Source organism: Candidatus Pantoea bituminis, assembly GCF_018842675.1.
GTDB lineage: Bacteria > Pseudomonadota > Gammaproteobacteria > Enterobacterales > Enterobacteriaceae > Pantoea > Pantoea phytostimulans.
In genome coordinates this window covers 447,857-468,843 of sequence record NZ_JAGTWO010000005.1, presented here as the reverse complement: position 1 = coordinate 468,843, position 20,987 = coordinate 447,857, and the positions used below count along the sequence as shown (strand labels likewise).

The 20,987-nt window shown below is 51.9% G+C and carries 9 protein-coding genes and 4 pseudogenes; 5 read left to right on the top strand and 8 right to left on the bottom strand.

Annotated elements, in window-relative coordinates; translation table 11 throughout:
- Positions 1–352: 352 nt before the first annotated feature.
- Positions 353–1,257: pseudogene (locus KQP84_RS24695) on the bottom strand (LysR family transcriptional regulator).
- A 184-nt stretch (positions 1,258–1,441) separates the two neighbouring features.
- Here KQP84_RS24695 and KQP84_RS24690 point away from each other — a divergent pair.
- The gene (locus KQP84_RS24690) at positions 1,442–2,191 is read left to right on the top strand and encodes an SDR family oxidoreductase (RefSeq protein ID WP_215848689.1); all 750 of its coding nucleotides are present in this window, start codon (positions 1,442–1,444) and stop codon (positions 2,189–2,191) included.
- A gap of 335 nt (positions 2,192–2,526) precedes the next feature.
- On the opposite strand, the gene KQP84_RS24685 is transcribed toward KQP84_RS24690, so the two are convergent.
- Positions 2,527–2,736 carry a YdgH/BhsA/McbA family protein gene (locus KQP84_RS24685; RefSeq protein ID WP_215848722.1) on the bottom strand — a complete coding sequence of 70 codons (210 nt, stop codon included), beginning with the start codon at positions 2,734–2,736 and terminating at the stop codon, positions 2,527–2,529.
- 343 nt (positions 2,737–3,079) lie between these two features.
- Between KQP84_RS24685 and KQP84_RS24680 the strand changes: the two genes are divergently transcribed.
- Positions 3,080–4,534, top strand: coding sequence for a flagellin N-terminal helical domain-containing protein (locus KQP84_RS24680; RefSeq protein ID WP_215848688.1), 1,455 nt, complete (start codon positions 3,080–3,082; stop codon positions 4,532–4,534).
- Between the two features lie 139 nt (positions 4,535–4,673).
- Here KQP84_RS24680 and KQP84_RS24675 read toward each other — a convergent pair.
- Positions 4,674–5,110 (bottom strand): annotated as a pseudogene (locus KQP84_RS24675) (VOC family protein).
- A gap of 238 nt (positions 5,111–5,348) precedes the next feature.
- Here KQP84_RS24675 and katG point away from each other — a divergent pair.
- Positions 5,349–7,529 carry a catalase/peroxidase HPI gene (gene katG / locus KQP84_RS24670; protein WP_215848687.1) on the top strand — a complete coding sequence of 727 codons (2,181 nt, stop codon included), beginning with the start codon at positions 5,349–5,351 and terminating at the stop codon, positions 7,527–7,529.
- A 596-nt stretch (positions 7,530–8,125) separates the two neighbouring features.
- Here katG and KQP84_RS24665 read toward each other — a convergent pair.
- Entirely contained in the window at positions 8,126–9,517 is a 1,392-nt protein-coding gene (locus tag KQP84_RS24665; protein WP_215848686.1) for a purine-cytosine permease family protein, read from the bottom strand.
- Between the two features lie 317 nt (positions 9,518–9,834).
- A pseudogene (gene malT / locus KQP84_RS24660) lies at positions 9,835–12,536 on the bottom strand (HTH-type transcriptional regulator MalT).
- A gap of 282 nt (positions 12,537–12,818) precedes the next feature.
- Here malT and malP point away from each other — a divergent pair.
- Entirely contained in the window at positions 12,819–15,227 is a 2,409-nt protein-coding gene (gene malP / locus KQP84_RS24655; RefSeq protein ID WP_215848685.1) for a maltodextrin phosphorylase, read from the top strand.
- Positions 15,228–15,235: 8 nt separating this feature from the next.
- Positions 15,236–17,301: pseudogene (gene malQ, locus KQP84_RS24650) on the top strand (4-alpha-glucanotransferase).
- A gap of 116 nt (positions 17,302–17,417) precedes the next feature.
- On the opposite strand, the gene malM reads toward malQ, so the two are convergent.
- From malM to malK, 3 genes are all read right to left on the bottom strand, one after another.
- Entirely contained in the window at positions 17,418–18,347 is a 930-nt protein-coding gene (malM, locus tag KQP84_RS24645; protein ID WP_215848684.1) for a maltose operon protein MalM, read from the bottom strand.
- Between the two features lie 131 nt (positions 18,348–18,478).
- The gene (locus KQP84_RS24640; RefSeq protein ID WP_215848683.1) at positions 18,479–19,780 is read right to left on the bottom strand and encodes a maltoporin; all 1,302 of its coding nucleotides are present in this window, start codon (positions 19,778–19,780) and stop codon (positions 18,479–18,481) included.
- A 39-nt stretch (positions 19,781–19,819) separates the two neighbouring features.
- The gene (malK, locus tag KQP84_RS24635) at positions 19,820–20,929 is read right to left on the bottom strand and encodes a maltose/maltodextrin ABC transporter ATP-binding protein MalK (protein ID WP_215848682.1); all 1,110 of its coding nucleotides are present in this window, start codon (positions 20,927–20,929) and stop codon (positions 19,820–19,822) included.
- Positions 20,930–20,987: the final 58 nt, after the last annotated feature.

Below are 20,987 nucleotides of genomic sequence, written 5' to 3'. Positions count from 1 at the left end.
GGACTTAACAATAAGCCGCCTGTGAAAAAATCCTTTTAAAATAAAAGCCAAAAAATAAATAGGGTTTATTGGATCTAATTGAAACCCTTTACCCCAAATAATTCAAACGGATGATTTTGAATTAACGGCCTGTGGTAATTAAAAACAGAGCATGAAAATTTACGCGAAAATTATTAAGGTTATAAAAGGAAGTTTTGTAAAGAGGAATAAATCTAAGGGCAATTTTTCTTCTGAGAAAAATTCATACCCATTGCGCGCGCTTATATTGTTCTTAATATGAACTATCGCAATTTCAATTTATTCCGTTTCCTTTCGCGGCGAGCAGGTGCTGGAAAGATTTCAGTAAGCCCCATCACCCTTTTACCGCCTCGGGAAAAACCTCCACCAGCCAGGCGATAAACACCCGTAGACGATGTGTCACATGGCGGTTTTGCGGATAAACAACGTGGAAAGGATAAACCGGAGGCCGCCATTCATGCAGTATTTCCACCAGCGATCCCTGTTTCAGCTCCTGCTTTATTGAATAAGTGAAGGTTTGAATAATGCCCATTCCGGCAATCGCCGCCGCCAAATGCGCATTGCTTTCATTCACGCCAATGCGATGATCGGGTTTAATTTCTTTTTTCTCGCCGTCCCGTTGAAATCTAAAAGGAAAGGCTCTGCCCGTTAACGGAGAAAGGTAGCTGATCAGCTTATGGCCATTGCTGAGTTCTTCGGGATAGGCGGGAACTCCGAACATTTTTAAGTATTCCGGCGTGGTGCAGGTAATCAGGCTTGCATTACCAATATGCCGCGCAATCAGTGATGAATCGTCGAGTGGGCCGCCACGAATTACACAATCGACATTGCCACTGATCAAATCCACGGGGCGATCGGCAACACCCAAATCAAGGCGAATATCGGGATAGCGTGAAAGGAAGTCCGGCAGCGCCGGAATCAACACGTCGCGAGCCGTTGATCCCCCACATGAATATGCAAGTGCCCGTGCGGTTTGTTGCGAGACACGATAAATGACGTATCGATATCTTCCAGATCGATAAGAATACGCGAGGCTTTCTCGTAATATTCACGCCCTTCCGGCGTGGTCATGACGCGTCGGGTGGTGCGCTGCAACAGACGAACACCCAGATGCGCCTCCAGAGACTTCACTAATTTGCTTAAGGTGGCATTCGGCATGTTGAGCGAATCTGCCGCGCGCGTGAAGTTTCCGGTTTCCACTACCCGCGTAAAAGCCCGAATGGCCATCAACTGATCCAACTGCCGCCCTCCTCAAGTCGCCGGGATGATTATCCACCGCTGTGAATAGTCATTTTCATTTTTGCTAATTTTTCCGCAATGTCTTCGACGCTACATTACTTACAGGGCCTGTTTAGCAAACCATTTAATAAGTAAATGGCTTCAAAAACAGGCAGGTAAATCAACTTATCGGAAGGAGTATGTAATGAGCAAGCCATTGTCTGGAAAAATCGCGCTGATTACCGGCGGTACGTCTGGGATTGGACTGGCAGCCGCCCAAGAGCTGGCTGCACAGGGTGCGCAGGTTTATATCACTGGACGCCGTCAACAAGAACTGGATGCGGCGGTTGCCACACTCGGCTCCACTGCTGTGGGCGTTCGTGCCGATGCGTCATCATTGACGGAGCTGGATGCGGTTTACGCGTTGATCGCTAAACAATCTGGACGACTGGATATCTTGTTTGCTAACGCAGGCGGTGGCGACATGATGCCGCTGGGCGCGATTACCGAAGAACATTTTGACCGTATTTTTGCAACCAATGTGCGAGGCGTTTTATTTACCGTGCAGAAAGCTCTGCCGCTGCTGGTTGATGGTGCCTCTGTGATTCTGACCGGATCCACCGTCTCCATTAAGGGGACAGAAAACTTCAGTGTCTACAGCGCCAGCAAAGCCGCCGTAAGGAACTTTGCGCGATCATGGTCGCTGGATTTGAAAAATCGTGGGATACGCGTCAACGTGGTCAGCCCTGGGCCAGTACGCACGAACGGCTTGGGTGGATTGGTTCCCAAAGAACACCGTCAGGGGCTTTTTGACAGCCTGGCAGCACAGGTTCCATTGGGCCGGCTGGGTGAACCTGAGGAAATCGCTAAAGTGGTCGCGTTCCTGGCATCCGATGCGGCAAGCTTTGTGAATGGCATTGAGTTGTTTGCTGATGGGGGAATGGCTCAGGTTTAAGGGAGTGGTTTATTGACTCTTGAGTTGATCGATAGGATAAAACGTCACCCCTTTTTGGCGTTTTATCCTTTATTTGTCTTGTGCGATCTTTACCCCATAAACCACCCGAGAATCCCCTGCATTGACACAATCAAATGCGTTCGCACGCCGTCACGAATAAGGTTGAGCTGCCGTAACGTATCTTACCCGTGAAGTGTTGAGTGGAAGGAATTATTATCTACCGCAACACGTGGAACGATCGCGCCTGAGCCTGATAACGGCAGGCCTTAGAATGCGAAGACAAAAAAGGCCGCCCATTGGGCAGCCCGTTTTGGCACATCCTTGTGCGACCATGTTTATTTGATGAGCTCAGCCGAAACATAGGCACCGTTATCAACGCGCGCGCCGGTGATTTTGTATGACGCGCCTGCTTTATGCGCCTGAGCCGCAATTTTGGCTTCAGCACTGTCCAGAGTGGAAGCTGAAGCGGTAACACTTTGTGCGAAGCTGCCGAAAGAAACCAGTATCAGAGCGGTAACTGCAACAGTAGTTTTGATGGATTTCATGGTCATTTCCTCAGTGAAGTTTGTTTGTTTGAGGCGTTCTGCCTCGATGTGAACAATCATAGAGCTGAGGAGAGCGGATTAAAAGCTGAGCTATTTGCTCAAATAAATCAAAAATATTGAATATGTTTCGAGTCCACCGAAAAGGCTGTTATACAAGAGCGGAATGAGACGTTGCTCAGCCTTAACCAAAACCATGTTAAAAACGTTATGTCAGAAACCGTTTTGCCATCAGCAAGTTGCCTTCAAACCGGTGTCAAGCCGCTCCCCTTTCAGGCTTCGCGACTAAAGCTGCCAGTGGAAATGCCGATAAATCGTACTCATCCAACCACTGTATCAAGCGACTATGTTAACGATAAATCATAACCAAACCGCTGCATTGTCGAACAAAGGACGTTTGAGCACCGGCTCTGTGCTGGAAAGAACAATTGAAAGATTGTCATCAGGGTTGCGAATAAACAGCGCAAAAGATGATGCTGCAGGACAAGCCATTTCCAACCGCATGACGGCAAACATCAACGCTGATAGCGCCGTAGCGCGAGGTCTGAATGACGCGATTAGCTACTCACAAACCGCTGAAGGCAGCCTGAATACCATCGGTGACTTGCTGATCCGGGCTAAAACGCTGTCGATTCAGGCTGCCAACGGCACGTTGTCTGATGCTGACCGCATAAGTGTAAATACTGAATATCAGCAAATTCTTGCCGGTATAAATGACATCGCCGATCAGACGGAAATTTTTGGTCAGTATCCCTTAGCTACTGATAACCCGGAATTGCCGCCGGCTCTGCTGGGTGATGTCGCACCTATCAAAACCCAATTTCCCGTATCGGGTAAAAGCTATTCGTTTACTTCCGGTATTATCTCGCTGGCGTATATCCCTGCGGGATCGACAAATATAAAAATCAGCATCGATTCGCTGGGTCAGGACGATGATCTCCAGTTATTTACGCGAGACGGCAAACATCTGGCCGGTACGCCGATCAACGGCAGCGATCCCGATTTTACCTGGGTAAGTAAGGGAATAACGGATGACGCAACCGCGACATCACGTCTGCTTACCAGCAGCAACGGCTTCGCCAGCGGGGCAACCTACGACGATTCGCAGCTGACTGAAGGTGGTGCAACGTGGGCATTGGCGGGCAGCAATTCGCTCAGCTATAACGGAATGACCATTAGCTACAGCGGTGATGGCGATCGTTATGAAGATGCAACCACCGGCAATTTCAACGATGGCGTCAATGGCAGTAACCGTCAGGAACGCATCAGCATTAATACCGTCACGGAAGATCTGATTGTGGTGGTAGTCGGCAATGGTTCTTTTAACAGCAATCTTACCTGGGGATTACTGCCAGAACCCACATCGACGCCCGCCGTTGCGCCAAAGCAGAGCCGGCCTTTAGACGTCGTGACCAGCGCAAACTTTGGTCAGCCGGTGCAGTCAGACAGGATTGCGGCTACGCCATCGGATACGAAAACCTTGGGACTGAACAACACCACGTTGCTGAGCGAAGGTGACATTTCCATTACCATGACAGCATTAGATGCAGCGCTAGAAAAAGTCAGCCAATACCGTTCAAGCTATGGCGCTAAGATCAATCGCTACGAATCGAATAAATCCGTGCTGACACAACAAGGGATCGACACAGAATCAGCACGGAGCCGAATTCAGGACGCAGACTATGCCCAAGAAGCGAGTCTTTTAGCGCGAACGCAAATATTGCAGCAGGGACAAAATGCTGTCTCGAAAATAGCGAACAAAACGTCCGAACTCGTTCTTGATCTGTTGCGCGATCAATAACGGCTTCAGGTTCAACGTCCCCGGTTTTCATCTCCGCTTTAGCGCAACCACGCTTGATTATTCAGAGGTTATTTCACTCGGTGCCATGGAGGGCCACTGCCATAAAAGGCCAAACACGACAGCCTTTAAATACGCTTTTTTATGAACACTGACGCGCCATAATAATCTCCATACCAATTTGCTGGCCGTAAGAGAGTTCAAGCGTATTTCCATCCGGGTCATTAAAAAATGCCCAGTAGCCTACTGGCGGCAATGATTGCTGAGCTGCCCGCCGCAAAATCCCTTCCTGTTCAGCCAGTTTGACTTTGGCATCAATCTCTTCCTGGCTGCGACACGCCACACCAATATGACCAAATGGCCCGAGCGGCGTATCCACGCTGACCTGAGACTGAACCAAGACCAACGCAAACGGACGCGTTAAGTCTGAAAGCCAGGCGACTTTCTGCGCCTCAGCTATGCCTGGCTCGCGCTGATGAATCACCTGCATATCGGCATAGCGCTGGTAAAAATCGATACTTTTTGCAGATCTCTCACCTGTAATGCCACATGGCTAAATCCGATATCGTTCGCTGACATATCCCTGCTCCTTGAAATCGCTGGAATCTGAGGATGTCACAAGCAGTAATTAACAGTTGATCGCTGGTGCTTAACTGCTGCGCGGTTATGTCATGACGAAGCACACTGTGAGTTTGCTCACCCTTTTGACCCCTTTGCGCAAACAAAAGGTAAAGGCTATCAAATCCGTAGATTAATACAGGTAGGAGTTATCAATCTGCCGCTATATCTTGTTACGAAACCGAAACGGAGAATAACAATGAGTTCGACAGAAGATACACACAACACGTTAGCTGCAGGTAAATGCCCCTTCCATCAAAGTACGCCAGATCAAAGCGCGGGCGCGGGTACGGCGAGCCGTGACTGGTGGCCAAAGCAGCTGCGGGTAGACCTGCTAAATCAACACTCTAATCGCTCTAATCCATTGGGCGAAACATTCAATTATCGTGAAGCGTTCAGCCAACTCGACTATTTCGCCCTGAAAGGCGATATCAAGGCATTATTGACCGACTCACAGCCCTGGTGGCCTGCGGATTGGGGCAGCTATATTGGCCTTTTCATCCGCATGGCATGGCACAGTGCAGGTACTTATCGCGCCGTTGATGGTCGTGGCGGTTCCGGTCGCGGTCAGCAGCGCTTTGCACCCTTAAACTCCTGGCCAGATAACGTCAGCCTGGATAAAGCGCGTCGCCTGTTGTGGCCAGTTAAGCAGAAATATGGTCAGAAAATTTCCTGGGCTGACCTCTATATTCTGGCAGGCAACGTGGCGTTGGAAAACGCCGGTTTCCGCACCTTTGGCTTTGGTGCCGGACGTGAAGATGTCTGGGAACCGGATCAGGATGTGAACTGGGGTGATGAAAAAACCTGGCTCGAACATCGTCACCCTGAATCTCTGGCGCAGGCTCCGTTAGGTGCGACCGAGATGGGCTTGATTTACGTTAACCCGGAAGGCCCAAATAACAGCGGCAATCCCGCTTCGGCAGCGCCAGCGATTCGCGCCACTTTCGGTAACATGGGTATGAACGACGAAGAAATCGTTGCGCTGATCGCGGGTGGCCACACGCTGGGTAAAACCCATGGTGCAGCCGCAGCCAGCCATGTTGGTGACGATCCTGAAGCCGCGCCGATTGAAGCTCAAGGCTTGGGTTGGGTCAATAGCCATGGCAGCGGTGTAGGTGCAGATGCCATTACATCGGGTCTGGAAGTTGCGTGGACGCAAACGCCAACGCAATGGAGCAACTACTTCTTTGAGAACCTGTTCAAGTATGAGTGGGTACAGACACGCAGCCCAGCTGGCGCTATTCAGTTTGAAGCCGTGGATGCCGATGAAATCATTCCTGATCCTTTCAATTCAGAGAAGAAACGCAAGCCAACCATGCTGGTAACAGACCTGACGCTGCGCTTCGATCCTGAGTTTGAAAAGATTTCGCGTCGTTTCCTGAACGATCCGCAGGCGTTTAATGAGTCGTTTGCGCGTGCCTGGTACAAGCTGACCCACAGAGATATGGGGCCAAAAGCGCGTTACATCGGGCCGGAAGTGCCAAAAGAAGATCTGATTTGGCAGGATCCGCTGCCGCAGGCAGTTCATACGCCAAACGCTGAAGATATTGCGCGTTTGAAAACAGACATTGCCAATGCTGGCCTTTCTGTCGGTGAACTGGTTTCTGTTGCCTGGGCCTCTGCTTCAACCTTCCGTGGCGGCGACAAGCGCGGCGGTGCGAATGGTGCCCGCCTGGCGCTGGCTCCACAAAGAGAATGGGAAGTGAATGCGCACGTTGCACATGCCCTTTCGGTGTTGGAATCAATCCAGCAAGCTTCAGGCAAAGCATCACTGGCTGACGTCATTGTGCTGGCCGGTGTTGTGGGTGTTGAGCAGGCTGCGGCAGCCGCTGATGTTAATATCAGCGTGCCTTTCACGGCCGGTCGTGTTGATGCTCGTCAGGATCAAACAGATGTAGATTCATTTAATCTGATGAAGCCGGCTGCTGATGGTTTCCGTAACTATCGTGGTGTATTGAATGGCACCTCAACTGAGGCGCTGTTGATTGATAAAGCGCAGCAGTTGACGCTGACAACCACGGAATTGACGGCGCTGGTGGGCGGTCTGCGTGCTATCGGCACCAATTTCGATGGCAGCCAGCATGGCGTGTTTACTGGCCGTTCCGGCGTGCTCAGCAATGACTTCTTTGTCAATCTGCTGGATATGCGTACCGAGTGGAAAGCGACCGACGTCACTTCGGAACTGTTTACGGGACGCGATCGTGTTAGCGGCGAAGAGAAATTCACCGCAACGCGTACTGACCTGGTATTCGGTTCCAATGCCATCCTGCGCTCAGTGGCAGAAGTCTATGCCAGCAGCGATGCTAAAGAGAAGTTCGTTAAAGACTTCGTCGCCGCCTGGACGAAAGTGATGAATCTGGATCGCTTCGACCTGCTTTAAGAATCAAGCCCGGGAAAGGAAATCTCTCTTTCCCGGGTTTTTTCTTTAATAGCAATGTGATAAGGCCGCTTTACCACTGCGCTATATTCTAAAAATCATCCTGTTAAAGGGAATGACTTATGCTGATTAACCTACAAAATCACGTTAACGCAACCACACAGAATAAAAATAAAACGTGCCAAAAGCGTGATGCAACAACCAGAGTGCTGTGCTCAAACAGTCAGGCACATATCCAGGTAATGAACCTCAAAAAATGGGGCTTTCACTTCAGGCTATTGCGGCTATTACTGGCTTCTCGGAAAAAGAGATCATTCATTTTCGCTAAAATACCTGATGGCATTGTGTGAAAATATCTCTCTCGTTGTCGATTATTTACTGACTGACATTTCGAACGCTAACACAATAATAGCGTTTTACACCGTTGACACTTTACTCCTGTAAAGGATGATGTGCGCACTGTTATTCAAACAACAGCTTAGATAATGGGCAGCAGATATACCAAGAAAAAGCCTCTGCTTATACAATAAAAAAGGCGAGACACGCTTTCTGTCTCGCCTTTTTAATCACGGTTAATCAAAGAGTAAATGCCTTATTGATTAACTGCTTCGTGCCTCTTTCTGCACGGCATTGGGCTTACGATGCGCCAATGGATAAAGCATGCTGGTAATCACTAAACCGATAATCCACGAAATATTGGCGCCGGGAACCAACTTCGCATAAGGACCGGAGAAAAAGGCATTCTCTACAAAAGGCACCTGCACAATAATCCCGCAGAAATAAACTACCAATGCTTGCGTATTCACTAAGCCGTAGCGTCCACCATCAGCACGAAAAATAGACGGAATATGATAATGCTGCTTATTAACATAATAGAAGTCGATTAGGTTAATCACGCTCCACGGGATTAATACTGAAATCAACGCCAGAATAACGTTAATAAAGAGTGCCACGAAGTTATCTGAAGCACCCAACGCCACCAGCACACCGCCAATTAACAGCGAGGCAGAAAATATCATGCGCACGGATGCGCCGGGGGACCATTTGGGGCGAAAGGTTTGCACTGCAGTTATCAGCGAAAGCACCGCGCCATATAAATTCATGGAGTTGTGGCAGATGATATTAATCAGAAACAGCACCATTAAAACTGGCCCTAACCAGCCAGTAGCATGGCGTACAGACATCATGGCATCGCTGGTTGGCGCAATATTCACCGCCATCATGCCAAACACAAACGCCAGAATAGTCCCGCCGCACGCGCCTAAGTAGGTGGCGATGAAGGGCTTCGCAATGCCAACATTGGCTGGCAGGTAACGTGAGTAATCTGAGGTATAGGGTGAAAAGCTAATCTGCCAAACCGCACCGATACAGAAGGTGCCGAACCAGCCCGCCGCACTGATACTGCCGCGTTCCCAGAAATCAGCTGGCAAGGGTTGCAACATCATCAATATCAGACCGACAATCAGCGCCGCGCCCATTACCCAGGCACCAATTTTGTTTATCTTATGAATAAAATGGTATCCCACCATGCCGATAAAGGTTGCCAAAATGGCACCAATAATTGTCGCGAGAGTAACCGGAATCGTCGGAATGACGTTATTAATCACCTTGCCAGAGAGCGATATATTTGAGATGAAAAAACCCAAATATATCACTGTCGTGAAACATATCATTAACAGCGAGCCGTAACGTCCAAACTGCGCCCGGCTTTGTACCATCTGGGGAATGCCGACTTTCGGGCCCTGAGCGGATGTCAGCGCCAGAAACAAACCGCCGAACATATGACCCGCGATAATCGCCGTTAATGCTGCAATAACATTAAGATGAAACGTTTCTGTTGCAATAGCACCACTGACAATCGCCAGGGGCGCGATGTTAGTACAAAACCAAAGCGTAAACAGGCTACGGGGTTTACCATGACGTTCCGATTCAGGTACATAATCTACTGATTTATCCTCAATAAGATTATTTTGGAGTGATTGAGTATTCACCGTATCCTCGAACTATAAAAATAAATTAGCGCGTAAAATAACAAAAAACGCACTCAAAAAAACGCGCAGTTATTCTGACAGAATTATTTGTCTTTTTTATCCTGCAAAGCCTTGTGATATTTCCGCTTAAAAAAGCACTATTACGGCTTTTACTTTTCTGCCGCTTGCGCTTAATAACAGACGTAAAATCAGCTTTATATAGAAATAATCCTTAGAAGCAGGATTGTTTAATCGGTGAATAACTGACCGCATTATTACACCGATTGGCAAGAAGGAGATTCGCCTTATATCGCCGGCACAAAATCGTCTCAGTCAGGCTAAACGTAGCCCATCATCCTCAACAGCGACTGCGCACGGTTCATCGCCTCAGCGCGATGCGTGACCCCAGTTTCTGATACAAATTACGAATATGGGTTTTGATCGTTGTCGCCGCTACCGCCAGTTCTCCGGCAATCTGATCGTTGCTATAACCTGAATAAATCAGCCCCAATACCTGCCATTCACGCTGGGTTAAGGGGCTGGTGCGAATCAATTCAGGCACGTCAGGATGATTGAGCAAACGGCTGATAAAGCTTTCATCAAAATGGGCGAATTTGTGACGATGATATTTATTAATTTCCAGCAGGATCCGACGGGCACGATGACTATCAAGCTCATTGAGGGTGTTTAGCTGAATCAGCTGACGCAGCTGCTGCGCCATCATTTCCCCTTCAATGACAAAATGGCTGATAAAACCGGTGCTGCGCGCGAGCTGGAGCGCCTCAATCAGCGTGCGCTGCGCTTCAACTTTGCGATCGGTTTGCCAATAGATCTGGTTCATCAACAGCAGGTTGCGGTTCATGTCACTCATCAGCCGCAGCGCACGTGCATTGTCATTCAGCTCTTCAAGCACCACTTCGGCCTGGTTCATATCCCCCAGCAGAATCTGCGCACGCGCAATATTGCGCCACTGTCCTTGCAAGAAATGGTTGTTGGCAAAGGCGGGCTTTGGCGTTTGCCGCATCCAGCTAGCGGCGCTTTGTTCATCGCCTGTCATCTGCCAGTAGATCACGCGTACTTTGTCAGCGTTAGCGATCCAGTCGCTGTGCCAGCTGCCGTTGTTAAGCAAATTCTCAAGTCGGTTAAGGTAGCTGCGTGCATTATCCAGATTACCGCGCGCTAAAGAGCATTGAACCAACAGGCCAAGGCATTGGATTTGCTGCTGCGGCTGATAACCGGTTAACACCTTGATGCCTTCGCGCGCGGCGTGCTCCGCCTCATCAAGCCGTCCCCACGCCCAGAGCAATTGTGCACGAATGCGCAGCAAAAATTCATGTAACGGGAACTGAGCAAGATGCTGTTCGCTCACCAGTACAAAGGCCCTTTCTTGGGTTTCATAAGCCGCTTGCAAAAATCCTTGAGCAAAGAGGATCTCGCTTTGCTGGATTAGGCTCCACAGCGCGTAATGCCAGGCTTCATCGCGGCGCGCCATCTGTTCCGTTTGGCGCATCAGCTTAAGTGAATTCACCAGATCGCCTTTGCAGTGCATCACTTCACCGTGCACAGATGTCGCCACAATGCGACTGTAGTGGCGCGTAGCCGGCAGGGTTTCAAGCGCCACTCTCGCCAGGCGCTCGGCTTCATCCGTATCGCCATCATTGATTGCGACCTGCGCGCGCAGCGCGTTAAATTCGCCGCGCAGCGCTTCATCAATTTCGCAGCTGGAGGCGTGTTCGAAGCGTGCCAGCAAACTGTTTACTTCAGAAAAACGGTGCTGGCTCTGCATCAACCAGGCTTGCAGCAGCAGCAGCTTCGGGTTCTCAAGCGTCATCTCCCACGGCAGCGCCTTGAGTGAGGTTTCAAGTAGCGCCAGTTCGCTCTGATTGAACAACGTCCAGGCGTGTTCCAATAACACGTCGCGCAGCATGCTGGCATCGCCAGAAGCCAGCGCATGATGAATCGCTTCACCGGGAAAGCCTTGCGCCATCCAGCTTTCCGCCGCCGCACGATGAATCGCAGGCAGTTCGGCAGCCAGTTCCCATTCGCAACGCTGACGCAGAAAACTGCCGAACAGCGGATGATAGCTAAACCAACTGCCGGAATCGTCCATCCGTTGCAAAAACAGCCCCTGACGCTCAATCTCTTCCAGCCGCATCTGGCCATTCTCTTCGCGTGTCACACACGCGATAAGCACATCATTCATTGAACGCAGCAAGGCGCTTTTTAACAAGAAGTTACGTGTAGGCAGATCGACATTATCCAGCACCTCTTCAACCAGATAATCGGCGAGATGGCTGGCATTAATTCCTGAAAGACGGCGCGCCGAGTGCTGCGCTGAACTCGCACCCTGGCGTGCAGATAACGCAATAAGCTGTAAAGCTGTGGCCCAGCCCGCGACGTCATCGCACAAGCGACCGCTCTCTTCGGTTTCCAGCGGTGAGGGCAACCGACAATCAAAAAACTGTTTCGCTTCCTGATGGGTAAACGCCAACTGCTGGCTGCCCAATTCAATTAACTGCTCGCGCACGCGCAGATTGGCAATGCCAAGCTGTGGCAGATTACGTGACAGCAAAATTAACGTGAGATTTTCTGGCTGATGACGCAAGAAGAAACGCATCGCGTCATGGATCGCACTGTTCGTGATGAGATGGTAATCATCGACGATCAGCCACAGCGGCTGTTGCCACTCCGCCAGCTCAATAAACAGCTGCGAAAACAACGCATTGAGATTGACATACTGCCGCTTCTGAGCAAGGGCCTCGCTGCGTGGACAGCCGCCATTGCTTGCCTGCTGTAAGGCGGCAATCAAGTAATCGGCAAAGCGTTCTGCCTGATTATCGCCCTCGTCCAGTGAATACCAGCCGAGATGCGTTTTGCCGGCTGCCCATTGTGATACAAGTGTCGTTTTACCATAGCCTGCCGGGCTGGTGACTAACACCAGACGATAATTACCGGCTGCCGTGAGTTTTTGTAGTAGGCGTTCACGTATCACGGTGCTTTCGAGGCGCACGGGCCGACTCAGTTTTGAGGGTATTAACATTGGCGTATACAACTCCAGGAAGGATTAACGCATCATTTTTTTACGCTTCGTAATTAATCCTCACACGTTCAAACATTCGGGTACTGAATGCAAGCAGACCGATTAACTGATCTTTACAAAAGTGGGGTTAATCACACTCCTGCGCCGGTTTCAGATAAGCCTTAGCTTTCTCCACCCTGCTCATCCTCCCTGCGTAATTCTGAGGAGGAGGAGGATGGGTACAAGCTGGACGGGCAAACTGGTACGCATTCTGACCTACCGCTCTGACAGGACAACCTAGCCATGACACAGCATCAATTTGATCCCTCCAGCTTCACGAATGCCCTGACACGTCAGTGGCAACGCTTTGGTTTACGCGATGCCCGCGAAATGACGCGCTCGCAATGGTGGCAAGCCCTTAGCGGCGCGCTCGCAGAGAGTGTGGCGGAACAACCTGCCGTAACAGCGCCAACGTCTGCCCCGCAGCACCACGTAAATTACCTTTCGATGGAGTTTCTGATTGGGCGTTTGACCGGCAATAATCTGCTGAACCTCGGCTGGTATAACGGGGTGAATGACGTCCTTTCCACTTTTGATGTCACGCTCAGCGATATTCTGGAACGTGAAACCGATCCCGCCTTGGGTAACGGCGGCCTGGGCCGACTTGCCGCCTGTTTCCTTGACTCAATGGCAACCGTAGGCCAACCCGCTATCGGCTATGGGCTTAACTATCAATACGGCCTGTTTCGCCAACGCTTTGTTGACGGCGCACAGCATGAATCACCCGATGACTGGCAGCGCGATCGCTACCCTTGGTTCAACCACAACGCTGCGCTGAATGTTCAGGTCGGTTTGGGTGGCAAGATCATCAAAGAAAATGGCGAATCACGCTGGCAACCTGCGTATCAACTGTTAGGTGAAGCCTGGGATCTGCCGGTTGTTGGCTATCAAAACGGTGTCACCCAGCCGCTGCGTCTTTGGCAGGCAAAACATGCTCAACCTTTTGACCTCAGCCGTTTCAACGACGGCGATTTTCTGCGGGCCGAGCAGCAAGGCATTGATGCAGAGAAACTGACCAAGGTGCTTTACCCTAATGACAATCATCAGGCCGGCAAGAAATTGCGTCTGATGCAGCAATATTTTCAGTGCGCCTGTACGTTGGTAGACATTTTGCGCCGCCACCATCAGGCAGGACGCACCATTGAAACGCTACCCGACTATGAAGTGATTCAACTCAATGACACACATCCAACTTTAGCGATTCCTGAACTGCTGCGCCTGCTGCTTGATGAACATCAACTGAGCTGGGATCAAGCCTTGAAAATCACCCAGCGCACCTTCGCCTATACCAACCATACCTTAATGCCAGAAGCGCTAGAGTGCTGGGATGTACGCATGGTGCGCAGCCTGTTGCCGCGCCACATGATGATCATCAATACGCTCAATGCGCAGTTAAAACAGCAAGTTGACGCTCAATGGCCAGGCGATGAAGCAAAATGGGCCAAGCTGGCGCTGGTACATAACAACCAGTTGCGTATGGCGAATCTTTGCGTCACCGGCGGTTTTGCGGTGAATGGCGTAGCTGCGTTGCACTCTAAACTGGTGGTGCAGGATCTCTTCCCGGAATACCACCAGCTTTGGCCACAGAAGTTTCACAACGTCACCAATGGCATTACGCCGCGTCGTTGGATCAATCAGTGCAACCCTGCGCTCTCGGCGCTTATCGACAAAACGCTGCAGAAACCGTGGATCAACGATCTTGATGCGCTGAAAGCGCTGGAGAATTACGCCGACGATGCGGCGTTCCGCGCTGAATACCGCGCGATTAAGCAGCAAAATAAAGAAGAACTGGCGCGTTGGATAGCCGCACGTACCAGCATTCATGTCGATCCCAATGCCATGTTCGATGTCCAGATCAAACGCCTGCATGAATACAAGCGCCAGCATCTGACACTGCTGCATATTATTGCGCTGTGGCAAACCATCGTCAGCGATCCGCAGGCTAACCGGGTTCCTCGCGTGGTGTTGTTTGGTGCGAAAGCGGCACCGGGCTACTATCTGGCTAAAAATATCATCTATGCCATCAATAAAGTGGCGGAGACGGTTAACAACGATCCACGCGTTGGCGACCGCCTGAAAGTGGTATTTATCCCCGATTACAACGTTTCGGTGGCTGAGCGACTGATCCCTGCCGCCGATCTTTCCGAGCAAATTTCAACGGCCGGTAAAGAAGCGTCAGGCACCGGCAATATGAAGCTGGCCTTAAACGGCGCCTTGACTATCGGTACGCTGGACGGCGCAAACGTTGAGATTGCCGAACAGGTCGGCAGCGACAATATCTTTATCTTTGGTCACACCGTAGAACAAGTCAGTGCGCTGAAGGCAGCGGGCTATGCACCGCAGACGTGGCGCAAAAAAGACAAACAGCTTGATCAGGTGCTAAAAGCGCTGGAGAACGGCACCTTCAGCAACGGCGATACCGAAGCGTTTGAGTCGCTGTTGCACAGCATCGGCCCCAAAGGCGGCGATCCTTATCTGGTACTGGCTGATTTCCGTGCGTATCTGGAGGCACAAGCCCAGGCAGAAGCGCTCTGGAGCGATCAAGATGCCTGGACGCGTGCGGCGATTCTTAACACCGCACGCTGTGGCATGTTCAGTTCCGATCGCGCTATCCGCGATTATCAGCATCGTATCTGGCAAGCATCACGCTGAGGATCGCTATGAAACCGAAAAACCATCTTGATGGCTTTGCTGAGGCCGTTATTGCGAGCGAGTTCATTAATGCACATGGCCAGCCGCAGGCGATCCCACTAGTGACCCGCCAGCGTTTGCTGGCGATGATGCAACCGCCAACAGCGCTAGCGACCTCGCTTCCCCGGTCACGATTTTCCGCGACGGTGAGCCGCTGATTCTGCACCCGATCATCGATTCAGAGGCGCAGTGGCAATTAGTGAGCGAAGCAGGCGAGCACTGGTCTGGTCGTTGTCATGGGAATCAGCCGCTCCGTTTGCCCGCGCTGTCCATGGGATATCACGAATTTACCTTGATACAAAAAGATGAGACCCGCCGCTGCCGTATTATTGTGACACCGTCACGCTGTTATGAGCCGCCCGCGCTGGTGGCTGGCAAGTCGTTGTGGGGCGCTTGCGTTCAGCTCTACACGCTGCGCTCAGATGATAACTGGGGCATAGGCGACTTTGGTGATCTGCAACGGATGTTGCAAGACTTGGCCCCGCGCGGTGGGGCCTTTATCGGCCTCAACCCAATTCACGCTCTTTTTCCGGCAGATCCTGAAAGCGCCAGCCCTTATAGCCCTTCGTCGCGACGCTGGCTCAACATGCTCTATATCGACGTGGCAGCATTGCCCGATTTCCAACACTCACCGCAAGCGCAAGCGTGGTGGTTGTCAGCGGCTACGCAGCAGGCACTCACCGCAGCGCGTGAATGTCAGGACGTCGACTATACCGCTGTGACACAGTTGAAACTGGCTGCGTTGCGTTTGGCGTGGCAGCAATTCAAACTGCGCGCGCTTAACGACGATAACGTGAAAGCCTTTGCGGCATTCATCGACGAAGGCGGTGAAAGCCTGCGGCATCAAGCCTTGTTTGATGCGTTGCACGCCAAACAACGTGCAGAAAATCCTGCAAGCGGAGACTGGCCAACCTGGCCTGAGGCGTTACAGCATCCCGACAACCCCGCGGTACGCGCTTACGCGCAACAGCACGCCGACGAGGTGCGCTTTTATCTCTGGCTACAGTGGCTGGCGGCTCAGCAATTCGCGGCGTGCTGGCAGGTTTGTCAGCAGCAGGCGATGCCGATCGGGCTTTACCGTGATTTAGCGGTTGGCGTCGCGCAAGGCGGAGCAGAAACATGGAGCGAACGTGATCTCTACTGCCTTCAGGCGAGCGTTGGCGCACCACCTGACATTCTTGGGCCGCTGGGTCAGAATTGGGGGTTACCACCGATGGATCCGCAGATCATGCGGGCACGCGCCTTTGACCCTTGGATTGCGCTGTTGCGCGCTAATATGCGCGACTGCGGAGCGTTGCGTATCGATCATGTGATGGCGCTGCTGCGATTGTGGTGGATCCCCGTAGGACAAAGCGCTGCGCATGGCGCTTACGTCAATTACCCTATCGACGATTTGCTGGCTATCCTTGCGCTGGAAAGCCAACGCCATCAATGCATGGTGATTGGTGAAGATCTCGGCACGGTGCCCGAAGCCATCGTCGAAAAGCTGCGTGAGGGTGGCGTGTACTCCTACAAGGTGCTCTATTTTGAGCAGGCGAACGCACAAAGTTTTCGTGCGCCAGCAAACTGGCCACGCCAGGCAATGGCTGTCGCCACCACACACGATCTGCCCACACTGCGCGGTTGGTGGCAAAGCGACGATTTAACCTTAGGTAATCAACTGGGGCTTTATCCCGATAAACTGATCCTGGCGGGGCTTTATCAGCAACGGCTGGCCGCTAAGCAGGCGTTATTACACAGCCTGCATCGCACCGGTAGCCTGCCAAAACGCGCCGGGCGTCAGGCGCAGCGCACCTTAATGGGTAAATCCCTGAATCGTGCTATGCAGCGTTATCTGGCTGACAGCAACAGCGCCTTGCTGGGATTGCAGCCCGAAGACTGGCTGGATATGGCCGCACCGGTCAACGTTCCCGGCACGTGTAACGAATATCCTAACTGGCGGCGCAAGCTAAGCGCATCGCTGGAACAGATATTCAGTGATCCAGAGATCACCACGTTGCTGCGCGATCTCGATGGTCGCCGACGTCAAAAATAAAACACAAAAAAACCTCACTGCTTAGCGGTGAGGTTTTTTCAATGCAGTGAAATAGGTTTTAAAAGGGTGCGCCGAAGCGCACCAGATGGAGCAAATTCAGCCTTGTCGGGGTAACTTCACCCCTTGCCTTTTACACTGCTGATAAAAACTTTGCGCGCAGAGGTTGAACCTAAACGTTCCGCCTCATCCAGCAGCTTCAGCGCTTTATCAATGTTGCCGCTGTCGACGGCCTGTTTAATACTCTGATTAAAATAACCTTCAGTATCATTCATGATCGGTTCACGCTTAGCCGCAGGTGTTGGCGCGGGCGCAGCGGTATACGCCGCAGGCGCGACCGCTGGCGAGTTGCCGACCGTTACCGGTCCCGGACCCGATGAGCCAAACAGCGGCCCAACCAAAATGGATGAACCTGCACTGGTTTTCACTTTGAGCTTGAGCGTCCCTTCGCGGCTATGGTGAGCAATCGGATCGGGAATATCAGGCACCGCATTTCCCGTTCCTTTCGCGTAGGCTTTAGCGGGATCGATCATCGTAGTGGTTTGGGTTAGATCTTTTTCGGTAGTGAAAACCAGCAAATAGATTTTTTGCTGACCCAGCGCAGGCGTCAGCTTCATCACGCCTTCCAGTCGATCGGCGGACATGACGCCCGGCTGCTGATAGGTAAAGAAGCGGCTGGGAAACCACGCAGCGGGCCGCATGTTCTCATCCAGTACCAACACGTTAGGCGCAAAGACCTGATTCTTCTCTACTTCACTTGTCAACGTCAGGGTCAGTTCGCCGATATTGGCGGGCAGGCTGTATGCCACAACCGGGCCGGCCAACTCCGCGTCATTCAAGCGCTGGCCGCTGTTCGCAAGCGTTGTGATTTGCGTGCGTGAAGGATCGACAGGTTGCCAGGTCAGTGACTGGATACTTTGAGCAGAGAGCGTGGGTGCAGCAGAGAGATCCTGCGGCACCAGATTGATATCAGCGTGAGCCGTGAAGCTTTGTCCCGCCAGGAGCGCAGCGCTCAGGCAGAACGCGACCAGCGTTTTTGTCATTTTCATTATGGTTACCTCAAAAAGACTGTCAGGCAGCGGCGTTAGCCAGGCAATAGCGTGCCGCGACCAAATTGACATAGCAGAGGCGAAAAGCGGCGCTTATCGCTGCCTTTCGCCTCTTTTTAGCGTGAAATCTCTTACCACCAAATTTCCATCTGCGCGCCGAATGACCACTCATCGTTGTCGCCACGGCTACTGGTCAGCAAACCGTTACCGGTGCTGTCAGCCGAGGCAAATGAGGTCAGATCGCCTGCAGAGTCTTTGCTGTAGCCCCACTTCTCATCCCATTTTGCGTAGGTTGCAAACAGGCGCAGTGCAGGACGTGACCAAATGCTGTCACCCGCCTGCCACTGTTGAGCCAGCGTGACTTTGTATTGGCCGTTGCGTTCGCTGACTTCCTGCGACTTCACATTGTCGTAGCCCAGTTCCAGCAAGGTGCTCATGATTGGCGTCCATTTGTACATTGGGCGCACACCCACGGTGTACCACTCGGTTCCGCGATTGTTGTCGAGATCGGTGTTCTGATACATGGCGACGTACATCAGATCCCAGCGGTCAGCCAGGGTGATCGCCCCGTGATCGAGGATGCGATACATGTTGCCGTTGTTGTTGATGTTGCTGCCCTGCGGCAAGCCTTTGCCTTGAGAGGTCAGCGCATCCGTAGCGTACTGCAGCACGAATTTGTTGTAGCCCTTCATCATGCTTTGGGTATGTTCAGCCGTGAACATCCAACCATCTTTCGACGCACCGTCTTCCAGTCGATAACCGTCACGGGCGTTGGCACGACCGTAATCAACACCTAACTCAAGCACGCCATCTGGGTTGGTTTCCAGTCCGGCCAGACGCATATCAAACACGTCATTCGCGGTGCTGGTGGCATAATCACGAATCTGATCGTTAGAGAATGTATAGGAACCGCCCGCTTCGGATGAACGCGTAGCAGCAAACGAGAGCTTACCGAAGCCTAAATCAACATCTTCCAGGCCGGCACCGGGACCTGAAATATCCCAGTAGTAGAAGTCGATCATGTGAACGTCATGACGCTGATAGAAACGCTTACCGGCCCAGATGGTTGAACCCGGCAACGCTTCGATCAGGTTTTTACCCTTCACATTGGCTTCACGGAAGGCGGGAGACGTCGCTTCCCAGTCGTTTTGCTGAGAAACGGAATAGGCAACATTGGTATCGAAGTAGAAGCTTTTATCGCCCTCTTTCCATACTTCTTGCCCCAGTTTCAGTTCAGCATAGGTTTCACATTCGTTACCCAGACGATATTTACTTTGTGCACCGGTCGCCTGAAAACATTGTTGTTCACCACCGCTGCCCGTCCAGCCGATGCCGGAACGCGCGTAGCCGGTAAAATCTACCGCCATCGTTGGTGCAGAGAGCGTACCCACCGCGACGGCAACAGCGATGGGAAGTTTGCGCAGAGTTAACATTTTCTATCTCCTGAGGTCATTGCTTTTCTTGTTTTGGGGTTACACACCAAGCTCTTGATGCAGCCTGCGACAGGCGCTTCCATCTTCACGGAACAGGTGGCAGCGCTCTGGCGGCAGGCCGATACCTAATGTGGCGCCCTCTTCTACCAGCACGACGTCCTCCTGGCGGTAAACCAGGTTTTGACGAATGGCGGGAATTTGGATGTGGATTTGCGTTTCATGCCCCAGTTGCTCGACCACCTGAACTTCACCTTCAAGGGTGACGTCAGCGATATCGCTGGGAAGCAGATGTTCTGGACGTATGCCTAACGACATGTTGCTGCCAACCTGCACGCCTGCGCTGTCAACCGGCAGCCAGACCAACTGCTGATTGGGCAACCTGACCTGCACCTGATCAATCGCGGTGGCGGTGACTTTGACGGGCAAGAAATTCATTTTTGGCGAGCCGATAAAACCGGCCACAAAGCGGTTGGCGGGATAGTGATACAGCTCAAGGGGCTTGCCGATTTGCGCCACTACGCCGGCATCCAGTACCACGATCTTGTCAGCCAGCGTCATCGCTTCGGTCTGATCGTGGGTGACGTAAATCATGGTGCGTTTCAGGCGCTTATGCAGACGCGATATCTCAATGCGCATTTGCACGCGCAGCGCCGCATCGAGGTTGGAAAGAGGCTCATCTAGCAGAAACACGCGCGGTTCAGCCACCAGCGTTCGGCCAATGGCGACGCGCTGACGTTGCCCGCCGGAAAGCGCTTTAGGGCGGCGATCCAGCAGATGTGCCAATTGCAGCACTTCCGCCACCTGATTAACGCGCTGGTGAATCTCAGCTTTCTTCATACCCGCCAGCTTCAAGCCGAATGACATGTTCTCCTCCACTGAAAGGTGGGGATAAAGCGCATAAGATTGAAACACCATGCCAATGCCGCGCTCTGCTGGCGGCACCTCATTCATTCGTTTATTACCGATCAGCAGCTCACCGCTGGTGATGGTTTCCAGCCCTGCAATCATGCGCAGCAGCGTTGATTTTCCACAGCCAGAAGGACCGACAAAAACCACGAACTCTCCTTCGCGGATATCGAGATCAATATTCTTCGATACCACCGTCTCGCCCCAGGCTTTGGTGACATTGCGTAACGCGACGCTCGCCATGATGCTTTTCCTCTCAGCTTGCTTATCCTTGCCCACCCACTTGGCAGACAGACCCCGG

Excerpts from the sequence above, each read along its gene's own strand:
- KQP84_RS24690 (WP_215848689.1), top strand. The coding sequence starts at position 1,442 with ATGAGCAAGCCATTGTCTGGAAAAATCGCGCTGATTACCGGCGGTACG.
- KQP84_RS24685 (WP_215848722.1), bottom strand. The coding sequence starts at position 2,736 with ATGAAATCCATCAAAACTACTGTTGCAGTTACCGCTCTGATACTGGTT.
- KQP84_RS24680 (WP_215848688.1), top strand. The coding sequence starts at position 3,080 with ATGTTAACGATAAATCATAACCAAACCGCTGCATTGTCGAACAAAGGA.
- katG (WP_215848687.1), top strand. The coding sequence starts at position 5,349 with ATGAGTTCGACAGAAGATACACACAACACGTTAGCTGCAGGTAAATGC.
- malP (WP_215848685.1), top strand. The coding sequence starts at position 12,819 with ATGACACAGCATCAATTTGATCCCTCCAGCTTCACGAATGCCCTGACA.
- malM (WP_215848684.1), bottom strand. The coding sequence starts at position 18,347 with ATGAAAATGACAAAAACGCTGGTCGCGTTCTGCCTGAGCGCTGCGCTC.
- KQP84_RS24640 (WP_215848683.1), bottom strand. The coding sequence starts at position 19,780 with ATGTTAACTCTGCGCAAACTTCCCATCGCTGTTGCCGTCGCGGTGGGT.
- malK (WP_215848682.1), bottom strand. The coding sequence starts at position 20,929 with ATGGCGAGCGTCGCGTTACGCAATGTCACCAAAGCCTGGGGCGAGACG.